The sequence below is a fragment of the Lysobacter hankyongensis genome (assembly GCF_039543145.1).
GTDB classification, from domain to species: Bacteria; Pseudomonadota; Gammaproteobacteria; order Xanthomonadales; family Xanthomonadaceae; genus Lysobacter_I; species Lysobacter_I hankyongensis.
This window is the reverse complement of sequence record NZ_BAABJE010000007.1, coordinates 131,739-150,964: the sequence shown is the minus strand read 5'-3', so window position 1 is coordinate 150,964 and position 19,226 is coordinate 131,739. Positions and strand designations below refer to the sequence as shown.

Genomic DNA, 19,226 nt, shown 5'->3' with positions numbered 1-19,226 from the left:
ACGATGCGCATTCTTCTCGCACGCCACGGCGAAACGCCGTGGAACGCCGAAGGCCGCTATCAGGGCCAGATCGACATCCCGCTGTCGCCGGTCGGCGAAGGCCAGGCGCGCGCGCTCGGTGCGCGTCTGGGCGACGTCCGCATCGATCGCGCGGTGGCCTCGCCGCTGACGCGCGCGAAGACCACCGCCGCGTTCGCGCTCGGCGACGCGCGCCAGGACCTCCTCGGCACCGATCCCGGGCTGATGGAGATCGGCCACGGCGAATGGGAAGGTCTGCTCGCCAGCGAGATCCGCGAGCGCGACCCCGACCGTCTCCAGGCCTGGCGCGAAGCGCCGGACACCGTGCTGATGCCGGGACAGGGCGGCGAATCGCTGCAGGATGTGCTCGATCGCGCATGGCCCGCGTTCGAGCGCGCGCTCGAAGGGCTGGGCGACGATCAGACGCTGTTGCTGGTCGCGCACGACGCGGTCAATCGCGTGCTGCTGTGTCGCGTGCTCGGCATTCCGCTGAGCCGCTTGTGGAGTTTCCGCCAGGCGCCCGCGACCCTGAATCTGCTCGAAGGCCCCTCGGCGGATCGCATGGAAGTGGTGCGCCTGAACGACTGCGCGCACCACACCGCGCTGTTCGGCGAAGCGGTGCATCGGGCGCTGTAACGCGGCTCCTGATCCGACCCTCTCCCCGTGCGACGGGGAGAGGGTGGCCGAAGGCCGGGTGAGGGGCGCTTCCGATGCCTCAGGGCACCGGCCGTCCCCGTGCCGCTTCCCACAGCGCATACCACGCATCGCGCGGCAGCGGTTCGGCGCAGACGCGCGCGCCTTCGCGCAGACGTTCGATCTTCGTGCTGCCGAGCACGACGCGCGTATCGGGCACCGAGGCCACCCAGCGCAACAGCAGCGAGGCCGGATCGAGTCCGAATTCGCCGGCCATCGCCTGCAGGCGCGCATGCACGCGACCTCCGACCGCGGAATGCGGGTCGAGCAGATCGCCACCGCCGAGCGGCGACCACGCCTGCACTTCGGCGCCGCGCGCGCGGGTCGCATTGAGCGTGCCGTCGTCGATCGCGCCGGCGTTCGCCAGCGACAGTTCGATCTGGTTCGCGCTCACCGGCAGACGACCGTCGAACAATGCGATCGCATGCGCGTCGAAGTTCGACACGCCGAAGTCGCCGACGCGGCCCGCGCGCTGTTCGTCGCGGATCCACGCGGCGATGGCGTCCGGCCGCAGCAGCGGATCGAAGCGATGCAGCATCAGGGTGTCGACGCGATCGACACCGAGCGCGGACAGCGAATCGTCCAGCGCCCGCCGCAGGTGTTCGACCGAAAGATCGTAGTGCTGCACGCCGCGCGCGTTGCCCGGGCTGCCGGCCATCACGATGCCGATCTTCGCGATCAGCTTCAGTCGCGCGCGCAGGCCCGGCCGCACGGCGAAGGCCGCGCCTACCAAGGCGTTGGTGCTGTGGCCGCCGTAGATATCGGCGAGATCCAAAGTGTCGATGCCGGCGTCGAGCGCGGCTTCGAGCAGGTCGGCCACCGCCACGGGCGAGAGGCGCGCGCCCCATTCGCCGAAGCGCATGGAGCCGAGGATCGGACTGGACTTGGGCATGCTTGATCCTGCTGCTGGCCGCGTGAGGCGATGACGCCGGATAATAGCGGCATGACCGCGCGCACTCTTCCCGAATGGCTGGCCTTCATCGAGCGCCAGCACCCGAAAACGATTGCAATGGGACTGGAGCGCGTGCGCGCCGTCGCCGACGCGATGGCGCTGCCCGGGCGCGTGTTGTCCAGGCCGGCGCGACAGGTGACGATCGTAGGCGGCACCAACGGCAAGGGCTCGACCGTCGCCTTCATCGAGGCCATCGCCCGCGCCGCGGGCCTGCGCGTCGGCGCCTACACCTCGCCGCATCTGCTGCGCTACAACGAACGCGTGCGCGTCGACGGCGCGGATGCGGACGATGCCGCGCTGGTCGCGGCGTTCGAAGCGGTCGAAGACGCGCGTGCCGACGTTCCATTGACCTATTTCGAATACGGCACGCTCGCCGCGCTGTGGCTGTTCGCCCGCAGCGATCTCGATCTGGCGGTGCTCGAAGTCGGCCTCGGCGGCCGGCTCGACGCGGTGAACATCGTCGATCCGGATGTCGCCGTGATCACCACGGTCGATCTCGACCACCAGGACTGGCTCGGCGGCGACATCGACACCATCGGTGCGGAGAAGGTCGGCATCGCCCGTGCCTGGAAACCGCTGGTGCTGGGCGACGACGACCCGCCTTCGACCGTGCTCGGACATGCCTACGCCATCGGCGCGTCGGCGGTCCGCATCGGCTGCGATTTCTTCTTCGAGCCCATCGATGCGGAACGCTGGCGCTGGCGCGAGATCGGCTGCGAACTCGAACTGCCGATGCCGCGGCTCGCCGCGCCGGTGCAGTTGCGCAATGCCGCGGTCGCCATCGCCGCACTGCGCGCGCTGCCGATCGATCTGCCGGATGCGGCGTACGCGGCAGGCGTGCGCGAAGCGCAGGTGGCGGCGCGGCTGCAGCGTTTCGAGCGCGAGGGCGTCGAGATCCTGGTCGATGTCGGCCACAACCCGCAGGCCGCGCGCGCGCTGGCGGCCTGGCTGGCGGCAGCGCCGGCGCAGGGCCGGACGTTCGCGGTCTTCGCGGCGCTGACCGACAAGGACGTCGTCGGCGTGGTGGAGGCGCTGGCCGGGCAGGTCGACCGCTGGTGGCTGGCTGGCCTGGCCGACACCGGACCGCGCGGACTGGATGCGGAGGCCTTCGCCGAACGCCTGGCCGGCACTGCCGCGGCAGCCGGCGACCGCTGCGCCACCGTCGCCGGGGCCTTGGCCGCGGCCCGGAGCGAGGCCGCGGCGGGCGACCGGGTCCTGGTGTTCGGCTCGTTCCACACCGCGGCGGCCGCGCTGGCGGCGTTCGCCTCCGACTGAACGATCCGCGGACGGATGCCCGGTCGGGCACGGCCGGTCGCGGCGTATAATCCGCGCGCTTCCTCCTTTTCCGGATGCCGATGGACACTGGACTCAAACAGCGCCTCATCGGCGCGGCCGTGCTGGTCGCGCTTGCGGTGATTTTCCTGCCCATGCTGGTGAAGGGCCCGGCGCCCGACAGCGGCGTCTCCGATGTGCCGCTGAAGATGCCCGACGCGCCCGGCGGCGACACCGAAACCCGCGAACTGCCGCTGGTGATGCCGGGCGAAGTGCCCAAGGGCGGCGCCGTGGGCATGGACGCGACCCCGGTGGATCGACCGGCCACGACCGCGACGCCCGCAGGCGCCCCGGCTGCGACCGATCCGGCCGCAACCGACCCGACGACAGATCCCGACGCGCCCGCGACCGGCGATGCCCCGGCCGCCACTGCGCTCCCGCCGACCGTCGCCGCCGGCGATTACGCCGTCCATTTCGGCGCCTACGCGAGCCAGAAGGGCGCCGACACCGTGGTCGCGCTCGCCAGGGGCGCCGGCCTGCCGGCCTACAGCGAAGCCACCACCGTGAACGGCAAACCGGCCGTGCGGGTGCGCATCGGTCCCTATGCCACACGCGCCGAGGCCGAAATCGTCCGCGTGAAGGCGCTGGAAGTCCGCAGCGACGTGCCCGTGAAGGTGGTGGCGCTCGACGCCGAGCCCGCCCCCGCGCCGACGCCCGCCATGGCCACCGCCGCGGTCGAGCCGCCGAAGCCGGTGCCCGCGAAGCCGGCCGAACCGAAGCCGGAGCCCAGGCCCGAAACCAAACCGCAGCCGAAACCGGCCGACCCCAAGCCGGTGGCCGCGAAGCCCGCGGAGTCCAAGCCCGCGCCGGCACCCGCCAAGCCGCCCGCGCCGAAGCCGGCGGCGCCCGCGCCGTCCGCGCCGTCCGCGCCGTCCGCGACCGCCAAGGTCGGTTTCGCGGTCCAGGTCGGTGCGTTCGGCGACGCCACCGAAGCCGGTGCGATGCGCGAGCGACTGCGTGCCGCCGGGTTCACCGCGTTCACCGAAACCGTGAACACCGACAAGGGCAAGCTCACCCGCGTCCGCGTCGGCCCGGTGCTCGACCGCGCCGCCGCCGACCAGCTGAAATCGCAGATCCAGGCCAGGACCGGCGTGGACGGCATCGTCCGTCCGCACCCGTAACCGACACGCACCACGACAGACGCATCACGCACCACGCATCGACCGCTCATCAGCGTTCCGGAGTCAACATCATGTGCGGCATTCTCGGCATCGTCGGCACGTCCGACGTCGCGGCAGCGCTCTACGACGGGCTGACCGTGCTCCAGCATCGCGGCCAGGACGCTGCCGGCATCGCCACCGCCAACGGCACCGCGCTGCGCGTGGTGAAGGGCAACGGACTGGTGCGCGACGCCTTCAAACCGGCCGACATGGCGTTGCTGCAGGGACGCGTCGGCATCGGCCATTGCCGTTATCCCACCGCAGGCAGCGAAGGCAGCGATGAAGCGCAGCCGTTCTACGTGAACTCGCCGTTCGGAATCGCGCTGGCGCACAACGGCAACCTGATCAATACCGACACGTTGCGTCGCGAGGTGTTCGAGCAGGACCGCCGCAACGTCAACACCGATTCCGACTCCGAAGTGCTGCTCAACGTGTTCGCGCACGAACTCGACATGCAGCGCGTGCTGACGCCGGACGCGGCGTTCCGCGCGGTCGAGGGCGTCGTGCGCCGCGCCAAGGGCGGCTATGCCGTGGTCACGGTGGTGCTGGGCCTCGGCCTGGTCGCGTTCCGCGATCCGCACGGCATCCGTCCGCTGGTGCTGGGCCGCCGCGATTCCGACGCCGGCACCGAATATGCGATCGCTTCCGAATCGGTGGCGCTGGACGTGCTCGGCTTCGAGCGCGTACGCGACATCGCGCCGGGCGAGGCGATGGTGATCACGCCGCGCGGCGAACTGCACTCGCGCCAGTGCACCGAAGGCGAGCTGCGGCCGTGCATCTTCGAATTCGTCTATTTCGCGCGCCCGGACTCGATGATGGACGAGATCTCGGTGCACAAGGCGCGCATGCGCATGGGCGTGACCCTCGGCGAGAAGATTCTGCGCCTGCGTCCCGAGCACGACATCGACGTGGTGATTCCGATTCCGGACACCTCGCGCGACGCCGCGCTGGAGATCGCGAACGTCCTCGGCGTGAAGTATCGCGAGGGCTTCATCAAGAACCGCTACGTCGGCCGCACCTTCATCATGCCGGGGCAGGGCGAGCGCGCGAAATCCGTGCGCCGCAAGCTCAATCCGATCCCGCTGGAGTTCCGGAATAGAGTCGTGCTGCTGGTCGACGATTCCATCGTCCGCGGCACCACCTCGCAGCAGATCGTGCAGATGGCGCGCGACGCCGGCGCCAAGAAGGTCTATCTCGCTTCCGCCGCGCCGCCGGTGCGCTTCCCGAACGTCTACGGCATCGACATGCCGTCGCCGGAGGAACTCGTCGCGCACGGTCGCACCGAGCAGGAAGTGCAGGAGCTGCTGGGCTGCGACTGGCTGATCTATCAGGATCTCGCCGATCTCGAAGCCGCCGTCGCCGGGCCCAAGTTCCCGGGCCGCCGCTTCGACAGCTCCTGCTTCAACGGCGAATACGTCACCGGCGTCGACCCCGGCTATTTCGAGCGCATCAAGCAACTGCGTTCGGACGAGGCGAAGAAGAAGCGGCGGTTGGCGGGCTGAGGCCGGCGGCGCGCACGACATGGCGACGCTCGAACGCGCGATCGAACTGGCGGCGCGGGCCCACGCCGGCCAGCGCGACAAGGGCGGCCAACCCTACATCCTGCATCCCCTGCGGGTGATGGCGGCGATGACGACCGACGCGGGGCGCATCGCCGCGGTCCTGCACGACATCGTCGAGGACACGTCGATCACGTTCGATGATCTCGTCGCCGAAGGCTTCGCGGACGACATCGTCGACGCCATCCGGGCGTTGACCAAGTTCGAGGGCGAGACGCGCGAACAGGCCGCGAAACGGATCGTGCGCGATCCGATCGCCCGCGCGGTGAAGCTTGCGGACATCGCCGACAACATGGATCTGACACGGATTCCCGCGCCTTCCGAACGCGATCGTGCGCGGCTGCGCGAGTACGCGGTGGCGCGCGAGATTCTGCTCGCCGGTCCGGACGCGGCGTGATGTCGTCGGCTGCGATGACCATGCCCCCGCCCGAGTCCCTGTTCGCTGCCGCCCACGCCTGCCTGCGCGCCGCGATGCCCGAGGACAAGCTCGCGCTGACCTTCGCGACCGCCGACGCATTCGCGCGTGGCGGACTCGCGATCGAGGACGACGCGCCGGCGCCCGAACCGATCCGGATGCCCGGCCGTCCCGAACGTCCGACGCTGGTGCATCCGCGCGACTTGCCGCGGCGCGGCCTCGGCAGCGACGAGGGCCGCGCGGCGTTCATCCATTCGATCGCGCACATCGAGTTCAACGCGATCGATCTGGCCTGGGATGCGGTTTATCGCTTCCGCGGCATGCCGCGAGCGTTCTATGCCGACTGGGCGCAGGTCGCGCACGACGAGGCGCGGCATTTCGCGATGCTGCGCCGACGCCTGAACGATTTTGGCCGCGACTACGGCGATTTCGACGCCCACAACGGGCTGTGGGAAATGGCCGAGAAGACCGCGCACAGCGCGCTGGAACGCATGGCGCTGGTGCCGCGGGTGCTGGAGGCGCGCGGACTGGACGTGACCCCGGCGATGATCGTCAAGCTGCGTCAGCTCGGCGACCACGAGACCGCCGACATTCTCAACGTGATCCTGCGCGAGGAAGTGGGCCATGTCGCCTCGGGATCGCGCTGGTTCCGCTGGCACTGCGAACGCGACGGCGTCGATCCCGAGCCGACGTTCCGTCGATTGCTGGTCGCGTACGGTCGCGGTGTGCTGTACGGCCCGTTCAATCACGACGCGCGCAGCGCCGCGGGTTTCAGCGAAGAAGAATTGCAGGCGCTGGAGCAGGCGGCCGCCGCGGCGCTGGCCTGACGCATTCGACCAGCGGTTCGACCTTGTCTGCGCGCGAGCGCACAATCGTTGCCGGCACTTCCGCCCGCCTCGGAGCCGACCCATGGACCTCGCCGCGATCCGCGACTTTCTAGGCTGGTGCGCGCTCGCAAACTACGCCGTGCTGTTGGTGTGGTTTGCCGCATTCGCGCTCGCGCACGACCGTCTGCATCGTCTGCATGGGCGCTGGTTTTCGCTGAGCCGCGAACGTTTCGACACGCTGCACTACGCGGGCATGGCGTTCTACAAGATCGGCATCCTGCTGTTCAATCTGGTGCCGTTCGCGGTGCTGTCCCTGATGCGCTGACTTGGCCCGCCTTGCGCGGCGCGCACAGCGGTCTTCAGGCCACCGCACGTCCGGTGGTCGAGGCCCGAAACAGCGGTCTCGACGCCGCTCTCCCGAGCAGGCCGGGAGCCGCGGTCGGGCGCGCGGAATCCGGAACGATCAGAGCGGCAGGGCGGACAGCACGGCGGCGCCATCGGCCTGCATCCGCAGCACCGAGCCCTGCGTGTACCAATCCCCCAGCACGATGCGCCGGCAGGCGTGGCCGTTGACGTCGATCTCGTGGATCGCCGGCCGGTGGGTGTGGCCGTGGATCATCGTGCGCAGCCCGTAGCGGGCGAAGGTCTCGTGCACCGCCGTCGGCGAGACATCGGTGACGGTCTCGAACTGCGCGCGGTCGTCGGCCTTCATCGCCTGCTGCCGCTGTTGACTGGCCGCGCGCGCCTGCGCGGCGAAGGCGAGCCGGCCGGCCAGCGGCTGCGCCAGGAAACGCGCGCGCCACGCCGGGTCGCGGGTCTGCGCGCGGAAGGCCTGATAGGCATGATCGTCGGTGCACAGGGTGTCGCCATGCATCAGCAGCACCGGTTCGCCGTCGAGCAGGATCACCGCGTGCTCGGGCAGCAGATGGATGCCCGCGCGCCGCGCGAATGCCTGGCCGACGAGGAAATCGCGGTTGCCGTGCTGGAAGTACACCGGCACGCCGGCGTCGGTGAGCCTGCGCAGCGCGTCGGCGACGAACATGCCGGTCTCCGATGGGTCGTCGTCGCCCACCCACGCTTCGAACAGGTCGCCGAGGATGTACAGCGCCCGGGCGCCGCGGGCCTCGCCGTCGATGAACTCGCCGAACAGGCGGGTGACCTCCGGGCGTTCGGGGTCGAGGTGAAGGTCCGAGATGAAGAGCGTGGTCATGCCGGAATTGTAACGGTGGGCGGTGGGGGCATGCGCAACGGAACGCCGTCATCCCCGCGCATGCGGGGACCCATGTCCGACGATGAGCATGCGTGGGTCCCCCGCATGCGCGGGATGACGGCTTTCGGTCTTGCGAAGGAATCGTTCCGTTTCGCCCGGCCATTTGTGGCCGTGGGGTAAAATCCGCCTTTTCCCGAGCTCCGCGCCCAGACCATGACCATCCGCACCCGCTTCGCCCCCAGCCCGACCGGCTATCTGCACATCGGCGGCGCGCGCACCGCGCTGTACTGCTGGCTGGCCTCGCGCCATGCCGACGGCAAGTTCGTGCTGCGGATCGAGGATACCGATCGCGAGCGCAGCACCCAGGCGGCGATCGACGCGATCCTCGATGCGATGGACTGGCTGGGCCTCGGTTACGACGAAGGCCCGATCTACCAGACCCACCGTCTCGACCGTTATCGCGAAGTCGCCGAGGCGATGGTCGCCGCCGGCACCGCGTATTACGCCTACGAGACGAAGGAAGAACTGCAGGCCGTGCGCGAGGCCGCGCTCGCCGCCAAGGAGAAGCCGCGCTACAACGGTGCGTATCGCGAGGCCAACGCAGGCTATCGCGACGACCCGAACCGGGTCATCCGTTTCAAGAATCCGCTCGACGGCAAGGTTGCGTGGGACGACAAGGTCAAGGGCCGCATCGAGTTCGACAACAGCGAGCTCGACGACCTCGTGATCTTCCGCGCCGATGGCTACCCGACCTACAACTTCGCCGTCGTCGTCGACGATCTCGACATGGGCATCACCGATGTCGTGCGCGGCGACGACCACGTCAACAACACCCCGCGGCAGATCAACATCTACCAAGCGCTCGGCGCACCCGTGCCGAACTTCGCGCACCTGCCGATGATCCTCGACCAGGACGGCGCCAAGCTCTCCAAGCGCAGCGGCGCCGCCGACGTGATGCAGTACCGCGATGCCGGCTATCTGCCGCATGCGCTGCTGAACTATCTGGTACGGCTGGGCTGGTCGCATGGCGACCAGGAAATCTTCAGCATCGAGGAGATGGTCAAGCTGTTCGAGCTGCACGACGTGAACCCGGCCGCCTCGCGCCTGGACATGGCCAAGCTCGGCTGGCTCAACCAGCAGTACCTCAAGAGCGACGATCCGGTCGCGGTCGGCCAGCATCTGGTCTGGCATCTCGAACAGGCTGGCCTCGACCTGTCGAAGGGCCCGGCGCCGGCCGACGTGGTCGTCGCGCTGCGCGATCGCGTGCAGACGCTGAAGGACATGGCCGAGCGCGCGGCGGTGTGGTTCCAGCCGCTGACGACCTACGACGAGGCGGCCGTCGCCAAGCACCTCAAGCCCGAGGCCGCCGCACCGCTGGCCGATGCCCGCGCGCGTCTGGCGCGGTTGTCGTCGTGGACCGCGGACACCGTGAGCGCCGCGCTGCACGAAACCGCCGAAGCGCTGGGGCTGGGCATGGGCAAGGTGGCGCAACCGATGCGGGTGGCGATCACCGGCACCCAGGTCAGCCCGGACATCTCGCATACGGTCCATCTGGCCGGGCAGGCCGAGGCGGTGGCGCGGATCGACGCCGCGCTGGCGAAGATCGACCAGGCGAAAGCCGCGGGCTGAACACGTCATCCTGAACGGGCTGCGGATTCGCTTCGCTTGAGTCCGCCCCGTACCGGCACCATCATCCGCACATGGCCCACGACTGCACCGATCCTTCGCACCACGTCCACGATGCGTCCAGCTTCGTGGCGGCGGTCGAACATGCCTGCCACGAACGTGGCCTGCGGCTCACCCCGATCCGCACCAAGGTGCTGACCCTGATCGCCGCGCAGGGCCGGCCGATCAAGGCCTACGATCTGCTCGACCGCATCCGCACCGACAAACTCGAGGACGAGGACAGCGCGGGCGCCGCCGCGCCGCCGACCGTCTACCGCGCGCTGGATTTCCTGCTCGCCAACGGCTTCATCCACAAGCTCGAATCGGTCAACGCGTTCGTCGCCTGCCACCACCCGAGCACCGCGCAGCATTCGGTGCCGTTCCTCATCTGCGACCGCTGCCACAGCGCGGTGGAACTGGAAGACGAGCGCATCGTCGCGCTGCTCGACGAAAAAGCGCGCGCGCTCGGTTTCGTGCCGCAGGCGCAGACCCTGGAAGTGCACGGGCTCTGCGCGCGCTGCGTGCAGGCCGGCTGAGGCGTCGGAACCTGTCGGTCAGCGCGCCGGCGCCGACGCGGGCACCGGCATCACCCGCGCCTCGCGGATCGGCAGGTTCGCCGCCGCCGCCAGCAGCGCCAGCACGATGTCGGCGTACCACATCCACGTGTAATCGCCGAAGCGCTCCATCGCCAGGCCGCCGAGCCATGCGCCAGCGAATCCGCCGATCTGGTGCGACAGCAGGGTGAGCCCGAACAGCGTGCCCAGATAGCGCGGGCCGAACAGCTTGCCGACCAGACCGGCGGTGGGCGGCACCGTCGCCAGCCAGGTCAGGCCCAGGCCCGCGGCGAACGCGTAGAAGACGATCGGCGTCGGCGGCGAAGCCAGGTAGATCGCGACCATCGCCGCGCGGCTGGCGTACATCAGCGCCAGCAGATGTTTCATGCGATAGCGGCCGCCCAGCCAGCCCGCGGCGAGACTGCCGGCGACGTTGAACAGGCCGATCAGCGCCAGCGACATCGCCGACACACTGTCGGGCAGGCCGCAGAGCGCGATCTCGGTCGGCAGATGGGTCACCAGGAATGCGATGTGGAAGCCGCAGGTGAAGAAGCCGATGTGCAGGCACCAGTAGCTGCGGTCGCGCACGGCGACGGCCAACTGCGCGCGCAGCCCGCTGTCCTTGTCGGCGGCCTGCACGACCGCGGGCGCTTCGCGTCGCCGCAGCGGCCAGGCCAGCGGCAGCGTGGCCAGCGCCGAAACCGCCAGCGCCCACATGGCGGCGGCCCAGCCGAAGGCCGCAATCATCGCCTGCACGAACGGCGCGAACAGGAATTGCCCGAGCGAGCCGCCGGCGTTGATCACGCCAGCCGCCATCGAGCGTTTCTGCAGCGGGACATGACGCGCGGTGGCGCCGATCAGGATCGAAAAGCTGCCCGCGCCCGCGCCGGCCGCGACGAGTACGCCGAGACCGAACATCAGGCCCATCGGCGACGATGCCAGCCACGGCGTGAGCGCGGTGCCGACGACCAGCAGCAGTCCACCGGCGACCAGCACCCGGCCTGGCCCGCGCTGGTCGGCGAGCGCGCCGAACAACGGTTGCACGGCGCCCCAGACGAACTGTCCGACCGCGAGCGCGAGACTGATCTGGGCGATGCCCAGTCCGGTGTCGGCACCGATCGGGCGCACGAACAGGCCCAGCGACTGGCGGATGCCCATCGTGACCAGCAGGGTCGCGGTCGCGGCGATGACCAGCGGCCAGTAACGCGGCATCGCCGTCTGCGGCGTGGTGTCGTTCATGCCGGACACCGAGACGCACGACGGCGGCAGGACTGCGGGATGGGGCGTGACATGCGTGCGGAACCGCGGGGAACAGGGTGGTCATGAACCCACGCCGCGCCCGCGGCCGCAAGCGTCGCCGATGCCGTTGCAGTGTTCCATCGCAGGTCCGCGGCCCGGCGCGCACGAAAAAGTGCACCCGCCGCAGTCGCTGTCCGGGAGAGAGTGGACAGCGGTGCGGCGGGTGCGGGGGCGCCGTGTCGGTCGCGCAGTGTGGCGACCGGATGTGACGATCAGAAGAACACGCTTAGAAGATCAGGCTCAGAAGAACAGGCGGACGCCGGCGCTGAAATTGCGTCCGGGCAGCAGCACGTTGTCCTTGAGGAACGAGGTGTGGACGCGCGCATCGGCATCGCCGAGGTTGCGGCCGTCGAGGAACACTTCCCAACCGTAGTTGTCGGTATCCCAATGCCAGGCGAAGTGCGCGTCGACCAGCGTGTAGCCCGCGGTTTCGCTCTCGCCCGCGGCGACATCGTCCTGGCGCAGCACGCGGGTGGCGCCGAGGCCGGCGCGCCACTGGTCGGCTTCCCAGTTCATGTCCAGACCGAAGCGCGAGGGCGCGATGCGCGGCAGGTCGCGGTCGGTGCCGGACGGCAGGCCGTCGAGTTCGCCGCGGACGTGATCGCCGAACACCCGCAGATCGAGCTTGCCGCGATCGTTGTCGACCAGATGCGCGATCACTTCCGCCTCGATGCCGCGGAAGCGCGCATCGTCCTGCGTCCACACCCGGATCGGCAGCGGATCCTCGCCCGGTTCCGGCGGCGTGAACAGGCCGGTCTCGGCGAGATAGATGAAACCGTCGAAGCGGGTGTGATAGACCGAGGCCTTCGCGTCGAAGCGGTCGCCGTGATAGTGCAGGCCGAGTTCGATCTGGTCCGCGCGCTCCTCGCGCATGGTCGAGTCGCCGATTTCGTACGACGCGGTGGCGACGTGCGGGCCGTCGGCGAACAGCTCTTCTTCCGCCGGCGCGCGTTCGGCGCGGTCGAGGTTGAGGCTGAGGCGCCAGGCATCGCTGAAACGCCACAGCGCACCGGCCGAGAGGCTGACCGGGCTGAAACTGCGACGCGGCAGGCCGGCGGCATCGGTGCGCACGCGGTCGGCGCGCACGCCCAGATCGACCTGGAAGGCGTCCCACTGCCCGTGTTCCATCCAGAACAGGCCGTTCGAGCGGGTCTTGGTGCGCGGCACGAACGCCTCGTCGCCGATCGCTTCGAATGCGCGCTCGGCGGACTGCAGGCCGATCGCGCCGGTCCACGCACCGAAGGCCTTGTGGGTGAGTTCGAGGCGGCCTTCGTCGGCGTCGTTGGTGAACCGCGTGCCGATGTCCGCACCCTCGAACTCGGTGTGTTCGTACGCGGTATGCGCGAAGCCGAGACGCAGTCCGTCGAAGATCCAGAAGTCGCGGTTCACGCCCGCCTTCAGTTCGAAGCGGTTCTGCAGCATGTCCAGCGAGACGCCGGGTTCGCCGGCGGCCGGGTCGCCCGGCTCGCCGGGGTTGCCGTAGCGGTTGTCGTAGCGCGAGAACGAGACACCGAGGAAACCGTCCGCGCCGATGTACGACGCGCCGAGCGCACCGGTGCGCGTTTCGACGAAGCTGTTCGACTGCTCGCCGTCGGGCGTGTCGTAGTCGTCCTGGTCGCGATACACGCCGTCGGCGTGCAGCACCAGCGCGCCGTCGGCGCCGGAGGCATCGACGCGGGCCATCGCGGTGCGGCCCTGATTGACGCTGTCGTAGCGCAGTTCCGCGCGACCGCGGACGGTCTCGTCCAGCGCGCGCTCGGCGATGCGGCCGTCGACGACGTTCACCACGCCGCCAATGGCGCCGCTGCCGTAAAGCAGAGTGGCCGGTCCCTTGAGCACTTCGATCTGGTCGGCAAGGAAGGGTTCGACCGCGGTCGCGTGATCCTGGCTGATGGTCGACACGTCCTGGCTGCCGAGGCCGCCGGACAGCACGCCGACGCGCGGACCGTCGAGGCCGCGGATGATCGGGCGGCCGACGCCGGCCCCGAAGTTGGAGGTCTGCACGCCCGGCACCTTGTCGAGGGTTTCGCCGAGAGTGGCCGACTTGGTCTGGTCCAGACGCTCGCCGTTGAGCACTTCGACCGGCTGGCTGAGTTCTTCGGCGGTCTGCCGCAGCGGGCTGGCGTTGACGACGATGCGGTCGATCTCCTGCGCCTCGTCGTGACGCGGATCTTTGCCGTCGGTGTTCTGGGCGGCGACGAGGCCGGGCAGCGCGAGGGCCAAGGCCACGGTCAGGCCGGTGAACAGGCGGTGGCGGGCGGGCAGGCGACGGACGGCAGTGGAAGGCGGGAAATCGGGCATGAGTTGGGGGTACACTGGTGGACGACGAAGAAATGTTATAATGTTTCAAAACAGTCCGCACCCCCCGGAAGTCATGCGCAAGTCCGCTCCCACCCTGCACAAGGCCGATCGCGTCGGATTCGTCGCGTCGATGCTGTGCGCGGCGCACTGCGCGCTGTTGCCGGTGGTCATCGCGCTGCTGCCGGCGCTCGGGGTCGCCGGTTCGATCAACGAGCACTTCGAGGAAGGTTTCGCCGTCTTCGCCACCGTGCTCGGTCTCGCCGCCCTGATCACCGGCTACCGCCGCCACCGGGCCGTGCATGCGCTGATGTTGCTGGTGCCGGGCCTGCTGATCGTCTGGGTCGGCGTGCTGTACCCCCCGCTGCATCATTCGGTACTGCCGCATGCGGTGGCGATGACGCTCGGCGGTTGTCTGGTGGCGTTGGCGCATCTCGCCAATCTGCGTCTCAACCGCGAATTCGGCCATTCCGGCGCCTGCAACGCGACCTGCGCCCACTGATCTGCTAGGCTTTGCGACCCCGTGCCTCGCGCCCCGCACCCCAGTGGCGGCGTCGGGGCCGTTTTTCGGTCCGTGCAGCGTCCTCCGGCCGCCCGCACGGGCATTCCAGTCCTCAGATCCACATCCATCAGATTCAGGAGTCCGTCATGGGTAAAGGCGACCGCAAGACCGCCAAAGGCAAGCGCTACAACTCCAGCTACGGCAACGCCCGTTCGCACACCGTGAAGACGGTTGCCGGTGCCGCCGTGCCGGCCGCGAAGAAGGCCGCTGCCAAGCCGGCCGCCAAGGCGCCCGCCAAGAAGGCCGTCGCGAAGAAGACCGCCGCCAAGGACTGACCGCACCGGTCCGTCGCTTGATCGAAACCCCGCTCCGGCGGGGTTTCGCGTATCAGGACATCCGCGAGTGCGGTGTCCCGGATTTGCCGGCGTCAGCGTGACGTCGGTTCGCCCGGTCGCGCCGGCACCCTTTCCAGTTGCCCGTCGGCGTAATCGCGCGCGAACGGCAGGTCGCGCCGATGCACGTAGCCGATGAAACAGTCGCAGATCCGGTTCGGGCAGGGTCGCGGCCCGAGCCGCGCGGCGAAGCTGCCGTCGTAAAGATTCCCCAGCGGCGCGTCCACGAAATGACAGCGGCGTACGTCGCCATCGCCGTTCACCGACAGCACCGACTCGCCGGTGGCGCAGGCCGCGCCGAGACTCGGCGGTGGCGCCACGCTGTAGCCGAAATGCGGATCGATGCGCAGCAGGCGCGCGACGTCCGCGTCGTCGTAATAGTCCGCCGTCCGCTGATCGTAGGCGTTGAGCCACATCGGCACGTCGTCGGGCAGCGCCGCGCGCAGGCGTTCGATCTGATCGAACAATTCGCGCATCGCGACCATGCCCACGCTGAAGCGGATGCCGCGCCTGCGCAGTTCCAGACAGCGCGCGACGAACGCTTCCAATGAAACTTCACTCGGATGCCAGGTGCACCACAGCGCGAAACTGCGGGTGTCCACGCGATCGAGCCAGCGCGTGCCGATGCACAGATTGGTCTGGATCGCGACCCGTCGCACCTGCGGCATCCGGCTCAGCGCGATCATCGCTTCGCGATAGTGCCGGCGCACCAGGCCCTCGCCCCACGGCGTGAACAGGATCGACATCGCATCCGTGCGCGTTGCGGCCCAGTCGACGAAGCGCGCGAGATCGGCGGCGTCGCGCTGCAGGGTCGCGCGGCTGTCGCGGGTCTTCGCGAACGGGCAGTAGGCGCAGTCGTAGTTGCAGCTGCTCAGGCGGCCGCGATACAGCAGCGACAGATGTCCGGGCGCCGTGTGCGCATCGGATTCCAGTGCGGCGATGGCGGCACGTGGCGCGTCCATGTCAGCGCGGCGCGTAGGCGGCCATGCGCGCGGCGACATCGGGCGAGATCAGCCACGGCCCGAGGGTGTCCGCACGGGCCATGCCCGATGCGGTGAGCGCGAGCAGCGCATCCGTGCGCGACGCCAGACCCAGCGGCTCGAGCGCGGCGAGCTGCGGCAGATCGTCCAAGGCCTCGGTGCCGAAACGCGCGCGCCATGCCGCGAGATCCAGCCCCGGCCAGACCAGCAGCGACTGGATCGCATAGCGCCGCCGCTGTTCGTCGCCGTCGAGCGCGAAGCCATGATCGACCCGCGCGAAATCCTCCGCGGTCAGCGACAGGTGATGGTCGAGGATCGCGGCGACGCTGCGTCGCGAGACCCCGTACTCGCTGGAGTAATGCAATGCCCGCGTGTACGAACGCGCGCCGCAGCCGATGCCGATCATGCCGTCGTCCTGGCAGCAGTAGGCCGGGCCGGCATCGTTCGCAGGCGCGTGCGCGGCGCGGAACATGCGCATCGAGACCTGCGTGTAGCCCGCGGCGAGCAGGCGATCGCGGCCGGCACGGTACATCTCGGCCCGCGCGTCCAGCGGCTCGGGCTGCAGCGCGAACCGCGGCCGGCCGTCGCGGCTTTCGATCCGCCCCAGTCCGGTGAGCGGGCGCACGTACAGCGGATACAGATAGAGTTCTTCCGGCGCGAACGCGAGCGCGCTGTCGATCGAGGCGAGAAAACTCGCGACGGTCTGGCCTTGGATGCCGTAGATCAGATCGAGGTTGAGCGTCGGGAAGCGCTGCGCGCGGATCGCCGCGATCGCGCGTTCCACTTCATCGCGCTGCTGCGGCCGGACCAGCGTGCGCACTTCGGCGTCGCTGAAACTCTGGATGCCCATGCTGATGCGGTCGATACCCGCGTCGCGGCACAGCGCCATCTTGTCGCCATCGACCGTTTCCGGCGAGACCTCCATGCCGGAGGGCATCGCACGGGCATCCACGTCGCGCCGACGCAGGCTGTCGAACAGCCGCGACAACTGCGCCGTGTCGAGATAGCTCGGCGTGCCGCCGCCGAGCGCGAGCCGCGCGAAGCGATGTTCGCCCAGCGCGTCGATGGCGACCGCGAGCTGGGTGTCGAGCTGACCGAGATAGCGTTCGACGGCTTCCGCCGACGGCCGCGCCAGGGTGAACAGATTGCAGAAGCCGCAGCGGTACGAGCAGAACGGGATGTGCAGATACAGGAACAGCGCGCTGCGGTCCTCCGCGGCCCAGACGTCGCGCAGCGCACGCGGTCCGGGCAGCGCGCGATACGCGGTCTTGTGCGGATACGAATACGAATACGCCTGGTACGGCGGCATCCGCAGCAGCGATTCCAGCGACGGTTGCGCGGGGAGGGCGTTCATGGCGCGAGCAGGAAATGGGCGTAGGGCACGTGCATCACCACGTCGTGGGCGAGGCGATGGCCGCGGTAGCCGTCTTCGCCGTAGGCGGTGCCGTGATCGGAGCAGACCACGACGAAGGTCGGCGCGCGCCGGCGCGCGGCCTCTAACAGCGGCGTCAATGCGCGGTCGACGTATGCCAGCGCGGCACAGTGACTGTCGAGACCGTCTTCGGTCGCGCCCGGCAGGTAGTGCAGATTGGGCTGATGCAGCGCGGAGACGTTGATGAAGGTGAAGCAGCGCCGATCGCGCAGATCGTCCGCCGTCAGGCGCCCGCACGCCAGCGCGACCTGTGCGTCGGTCGAATCGTGCGCGGTCACGCCGAAGGCCGGCCGCCAGTGCGCTTCCGCGAACAGGCCGGGTAGCGCGCGGCCGAGCGGGTTGGCGCGATTGAAGAAGCCGACGCCGCCGATGCACAGCGTGTGATAGCCCTGCGCCGCGAAGCCGTCGACGATGTCGGCATGATCCGGAAACACGAAGGTATTGGCGTCGATGGTCTCGCTGCCCGCGAATGCCAGCGCGAACAGCCGCGGATGCGGCCCCGGGCGCGCGGGCGTGGGCAGGAAGCCTGCGAAGAAGGCCTGATGCGCGGCGTAGGTGAAGGTCGCAGGCGTGTGCCGCCGCTCCCAGCCGCCCGCCGGCAGGTGGCGCGACAACGTCGGCAGACGCCCTTCGTCGAAGCAGCGCTGCGCGGCGTCGAAGCGCAGGGTGTCGAGGGTGATGAACAGCACGTCGTGGCTGCCGACGATGGCGTGCATGTCGAGCACGGGAGACGCGGTATCGCTCATGCCTGCGCCCGCCGCGGTGCGATCTGCGCGACGGCATCGAGCCCGTCCGCGACGCGTTCGCGCGCAACCCAGGCGGCCTGATCGTCGCAGGCGTCCGCGCCCTGCCAGCGTGCGTGCTGCACGAAATCGCCGAACGCGTTCGCTTCCAGCACGACGCAGCGGTCGCGGGTCGGGATCAGGTCGAAGCCGATCGACGCGCTGCCGGAGAACGTGCGCGCGGCGGCACGCACCGTGGTTTCAACCCGATGCATCGTTTCGGCGTCGAGCAGCGTCGCGGGATCTTCGCGGCGATTGCCGAGGTGCAGGTTGGTCATCGGCGTGCCGGCGATGCGCGCGACGCGCTGTCGCGGTTCGCCTGCGAACGCGATCACCCGCAGGTCGAAGTGATGCCGCGGCGACCCCGCGGCGCGCGGCTTCGGCACCCAGGCTTCGGCGTAGCAGCCCTGCGCGGCGAGCGCGTCGATCAGCATGGCGATCCGCGCGCGTTCGCCGTAACGCAGCGGCGCGAGGCGGTTGAACAGCCGGATGCCGCCATGATCGACCACGCATTCGGTCGTGGTCTGCGCGATCTCCCGGCCATCACGATGGCGCCGGTACGCGACCACGCCGGCCGCCGCGGACCCGTAGCGCGCCTTCACGAACACCTGATCGCAGCCATGGAGATCGAGCAGATGCTGCAGATGCGCGTAGCCGTCGACCAAGCCCAGCAGCGGCGGGACATCGACGCCGGCGTTGGCCAGCGTCTGCTGACAGCGCCATTTGTCGCACATGTCCAGGACATCGCCGGGCGGATTCAGCCAGCGCACCGGCACGGCCGCTTCGCAATCGCGTGCGATGCCGTGCAGCAGATCGGCGAAACCCGCGTGCCATGCATGCCGCTGCGCGAGTTCGCCGGCTTCGATGTCGAGCGGTGTCTCAGGATCGAGGCCGAGACAGGCGCGGCCTCGACGGATCAGGGCGACATCCAGTCGCGCATCCGACGACGGTGCATCGAGCTTCACGGCGTACGGAGCCCCGTCGTCGAACGGCGGCATCGGACGCCGTTCCGACAGCGCCGTGCCGTAGTCGAACACGGCCGCGCGACCGAGCCGACGCCGACGCAGCGCGGCCTGCAGCAGTCGTGTCCGGCGATGTCCGGGCGTGCCGAACACCGCCATGCGCGGATCGCGCCTGTTCACCCGGCGACTTCGTT

Annotated in this window: 19 protein-coding genes; 11 read left to right on the top strand and 8 right to left on the bottom strand. The window is 69.6% G+C overall.

From position 1 onward, the window contains the following. Positions 1-3: 3 nt before the first annotated feature. Positions 4-654 (top strand): histidine phosphatase family protein, encoded by a 651-nt coding sequence (locus tag ABD974_RS08845; RefSeq protein WP_345302949.1) that lies wholly within the window; start codon positions 4-6, stop codon positions 652-654. A gap of 79 nt (positions 655-733) precedes the next feature. On the opposite strand, the gene ABD974_RS08840 is transcribed toward ABD974_RS08845, so the two are convergent. Then, positions 734-1,603: an aldo/keto reductase gene (locus ABD974_RS08840; RefSeq protein WP_345302948.1), complete on the bottom strand. Its 870-nt coding sequence runs from the start codon at positions 1,601-1,603 to the stop codon at positions 734-736. A gap of 51 nt (positions 1,604-1,654) precedes the next feature. Here ABD974_RS08840 and folC point away from each other — a divergent pair, with 51 nt between their 5' ends. The 6 genes from folC (at position 1,655) to ABD974_RS08810 (ending at position 7,281) form a co-directional block, all read left to right on the top strand. Continuing rightward, positions 1,655-2,938 carry a bifunctional tetrahydrofolate synthase/dihydrofolate synthase gene (gene folC / locus ABD974_RS08835; protein ID WP_345302947.1) on the top strand — a complete coding sequence of 428 codons (1,284 nt, stop codon included), beginning with the start codon at positions 1,655-1,657 and terminating at the stop codon, positions 2,936-2,938. Positions 2,939-3,018: 80 nt separating this feature from the next. Further along, entirely contained in the window at positions 3,019-4,116 is a 1,098-nt protein-coding gene (locus ABD974_RS08830; RefSeq protein WP_345302946.1) for an SPOR domain-containing protein, read from the top strand. 71 nt (positions 4,117-4,187) lie between these two features. Beyond that, the gene (gene purF, locus ABD974_RS08825) at positions 4,188-5,657 is read left to right on the top strand and encodes an amidophosphoribosyltransferase (RefSeq protein WP_345302945.1); all 1,470 of its coding nucleotides are present in this window, start codon (positions 4,188-4,190) and stop codon (positions 5,655-5,657) included. A gap of 19 nt (positions 5,658-5,676) precedes the next feature. Next, a complete protein-coding gene (locus tag ABD974_RS08820; RefSeq protein ID WP_345302944.1) occupies positions 5,677-6,111 on the top strand; it encodes an HD domain-containing protein in 435 nt (144 codons plus the stop codon). Between the two features lie 20 nt (positions 6,112-6,131). Further along, on the top strand, positions 6,132-6,956 hold the full coding sequence (locus ABD974_RS08815) for a ferritin-like domain-containing protein (protein ID WP_425562664.1): 825 nt from the start codon (positions 6,132-6,134) through the stop codon (positions 6,954-6,956). Between the two features lie 82 nt (positions 6,957-7,038). Further along, positions 7,039-7,281 carry a DUF6868 family protein gene (locus tag ABD974_RS08810; RefSeq protein ID WP_345302942.1) on the top strand — a complete coding sequence of 81 codons (243 nt, stop codon included), beginning with the start codon at positions 7,039-7,041 and terminating at the stop codon, positions 7,279-7,281. 138 nt (positions 7,282-7,419) lie between these two features. On the opposite strand, the gene lpxH is transcribed toward ABD974_RS08810, so the two are convergent. Further along, on the bottom strand, positions 7,420-8,166 hold the full coding sequence (lpxH, locus tag ABD974_RS08805) for a UDP-2,3-diacylglucosamine diphosphatase (RefSeq protein ID WP_345302941.1): 747 nt from the start codon (positions 8,164-8,166) through the stop codon (positions 7,420-7,422). Between the two features lie 213 nt (positions 8,167-8,379). Between lpxH and gltX the strand changes: the two genes are divergently transcribed. Beyond that, entirely contained in the window at positions 8,380-9,795 is a 1,416-nt protein-coding gene (gene gltX, locus ABD974_RS08800) for a glutamate--tRNA ligase (RefSeq protein WP_345302940.1), read from the top strand. Positions 9,796-9,866: 71 nt separating this feature from the next. Beyond that, a complete protein-coding gene (locus ABD974_RS08795; protein ID WP_345302939.1) occupies positions 9,867-10,367 on the top strand; it encodes a transcriptional repressor in 501 nt (166 codons plus the stop codon). An 18-nt stretch (positions 10,368-10,385) separates the two neighbouring features. Here ABD974_RS08795 and ABD974_RS08790 read toward each other — a convergent pair whose 3' ends face one another. Further along, positions 10,386-11,624 (bottom strand): MFS transporter, encoded by a 1,239-nt coding sequence (locus tag ABD974_RS08790; RefSeq protein WP_345302938.1) that lies wholly within the window; start codon positions 11,622-11,624, stop codon positions 10,386-10,388. 300 nt (positions 11,625-11,924) lie between these two features. Further along, on the bottom strand, positions 11,925-13,985 hold the full coding sequence (locus tag ABD974_RS08785) for a TonB-dependent receptor (RefSeq protein ID WP_345302937.1): 2,061 nt from the start codon (positions 13,983-13,985) through the stop codon (positions 11,925-11,927). Between the two features lie 73 nt (positions 13,986-14,058). Between ABD974_RS08785 and ABD974_RS08780 the strand changes: the two genes are divergently transcribed. Both ABD974_RS08780 and ABD974_RS08775 read left to right on the top strand, forming a co-directional pair. Next, on the top strand, positions 14,059-14,484 hold the full coding sequence (locus tag ABD974_RS08780) for a MerC domain-containing protein (RefSeq protein WP_345302936.1): 426 nt from the start codon (positions 14,059-14,061) through the stop codon (positions 14,482-14,484). Between the two features lie 146 nt (positions 14,485-14,630). Beyond that, entirely contained in the window at positions 14,631-14,819 is a 189-nt protein-coding gene (locus ABD974_RS08775) for a 30S ribosomal protein THX (protein ID WP_345302935.1), read from the top strand. Between the two features lie 92 nt (positions 14,820-14,911). Here the strand turns inward: ABD974_RS08775 and ABD974_RS08770 are convergent, their stop codons facing one another. Genes ABD974_RS08770 through ABD974_RS08755 form a run of 4 tightly spaced genes read right to left on the bottom strand, consistent with a single transcriptional unit; the run spans position 14,912 to position 19,212 of the window. Next, positions 14,912-15,838, bottom strand: coding sequence for an STM4011 family radical SAM protein (locus tag ABD974_RS08770; protein WP_345302934.1), 927 nt, complete (start codon positions 15,836-15,838; stop codon positions 14,912-14,914). A 1-nt stretch (position 15,839) separates the two neighbouring features. After that, a complete protein-coding gene (locus tag ABD974_RS08765; RefSeq protein WP_345302933.1) occupies positions 15,840-17,210 on the bottom strand; it encodes an STM4012 family radical SAM protein in 1,371 nt (456 codons plus the stop codon). Beyond that, positions 17,207-18,034, bottom strand: a complete 828-nt coding sequence (locus ABD974_RS08760; RefSeq protein WP_345302932.1) for an STM4013/SEN3800 family hydrolase — start codon at positions 18,032-18,034, stop codon at positions 17,207-17,209. Before ABD974_RS08760 ends, ABD974_RS08765 begins: the two co-directional genes overlap by 4 nt. Beyond that, positions 18,031-19,212, bottom strand: coding sequence for an STM4014 family protein (locus ABD974_RS08755; protein ID WP_345302931.1), 1,182 nt, complete (start codon positions 19,210-19,212; stop codon positions 18,031-18,033). The genes ABD974_RS08760 and ABD974_RS08755 overlap by 4 nt, the downstream gene beginning before the upstream one ends. Positions 19,213-19,226: the final 14 nt, after the last annotated feature.

Coding starts and splice junctions, on each gene's coding strand:
- ABD974_RS08790 (WP_345302938.1), bottom strand. CDS start 11,624: ATGAACGACACCACGCCGCAGACGGCGATGCCGCGTTACTGGCCGCTG.
- ABD974_RS08795 (WP_345302939.1), top strand. CDS start 9,867: ATGGCCCACGACTGCACCGATCCTTCGCACCACGTCCACGATGCGTCC.
- lpxH (WP_345302941.1), bottom strand. CDS start 8,166: ATGACCACGCTCTTCATCTCGGACCTTCACCTCGACCCCGAACGCCCG.
- ABD974_RS08810 (WP_345302942.1), top strand. CDS start 7,039: ATGGACCTCGCCGCGATCCGCGACTTTCTAGGCTGGTGCGCGCTCGCA.
- folC (WP_345302947.1), top strand. CDS start 1,655: ATGACCGCGCGCACTCTTCCCGAATGGCTGGCCTTCATCGAGCGCCAG.
- ABD974_RS08830 (WP_345302946.1), top strand. CDS start 3,019: ATGGACACTGGACTCAAACAGCGCCTCATCGGCGCGGCCGTGCTGGTC.
- ABD974_RS08840 (WP_345302948.1), bottom strand. CDS start 1,603: ATGCCCAAGTCCAGTCCGATCCTCGGCTCCATGCGCTTCGGCGAATGG.
- ABD974_RS08785 (WP_345302937.1), bottom strand. CDS start 13,985: ATGCCCGATTTCCCGCCTTCCACTGCCGTCCGTCGCCTGCCCGCCCGC.
- ABD974_RS08765 (WP_345302933.1), bottom strand. CDS start 17,210: ATGAACGCCCTCCCCGCGCAACCGTCGCTGGAATCGCTGCTGCGGATG.
- purF (WP_345302945.1), top strand. CDS start 4,188: ATGTGCGGCATTCTCGGCATCGTCGGCACGTCCGACGTCGCGGCAGCG.
- ABD974_RS08770 (WP_345302934.1), bottom strand. CDS start 15,838: ATGGACGCGCCACGTGCCGCCATCGCCGCACTGGAATCCGATGCGCAC.
- ABD974_RS08815 (WP_425562664.1), top strand. CDS start 6,132: ATGCCCCCGCCCGAGTCCCTGTTCGCTGCCGCCCACGCCTGCCTGCGC.
- ABD974_RS08780 (WP_345302936.1), top strand. CDS start 14,059: ATGCGCAAGTCCGCTCCCACCCTGCACAAGGCCGATCGCGTCGGATTC.
- ABD974_RS08775 (WP_345302935.1), top strand. CDS start 14,631: ATGGGTAAAGGCGACCGCAAGACCGCCAAAGGCAAGCGCTACAACTCC.
- ABD974_RS08760 (WP_345302932.1), bottom strand. CDS start 18,034: ATGAGCGATACCGCGTCTCCCGTGCTCGACATGCACGCCATCGTCGGC.
- gltX (WP_345302940.1), top strand. CDS start 8,380: ATGACCATCCGCACCCGCTTCGCCCCCAGCCCGACCGGCTATCTGCAC.
- ABD974_RS08845 (WP_345302949.1), top strand. CDS start 4: ATGCGCATTCTTCTCGCACGCCACGGCGAAACGCCGTGGAACGCCGAA.
- ABD974_RS08820 (WP_345302944.1), top strand. CDS start 5,677: ATGGCGACGCTCGAACGCGCGATCGAACTGGCGGCGCGGGCCCACGCC.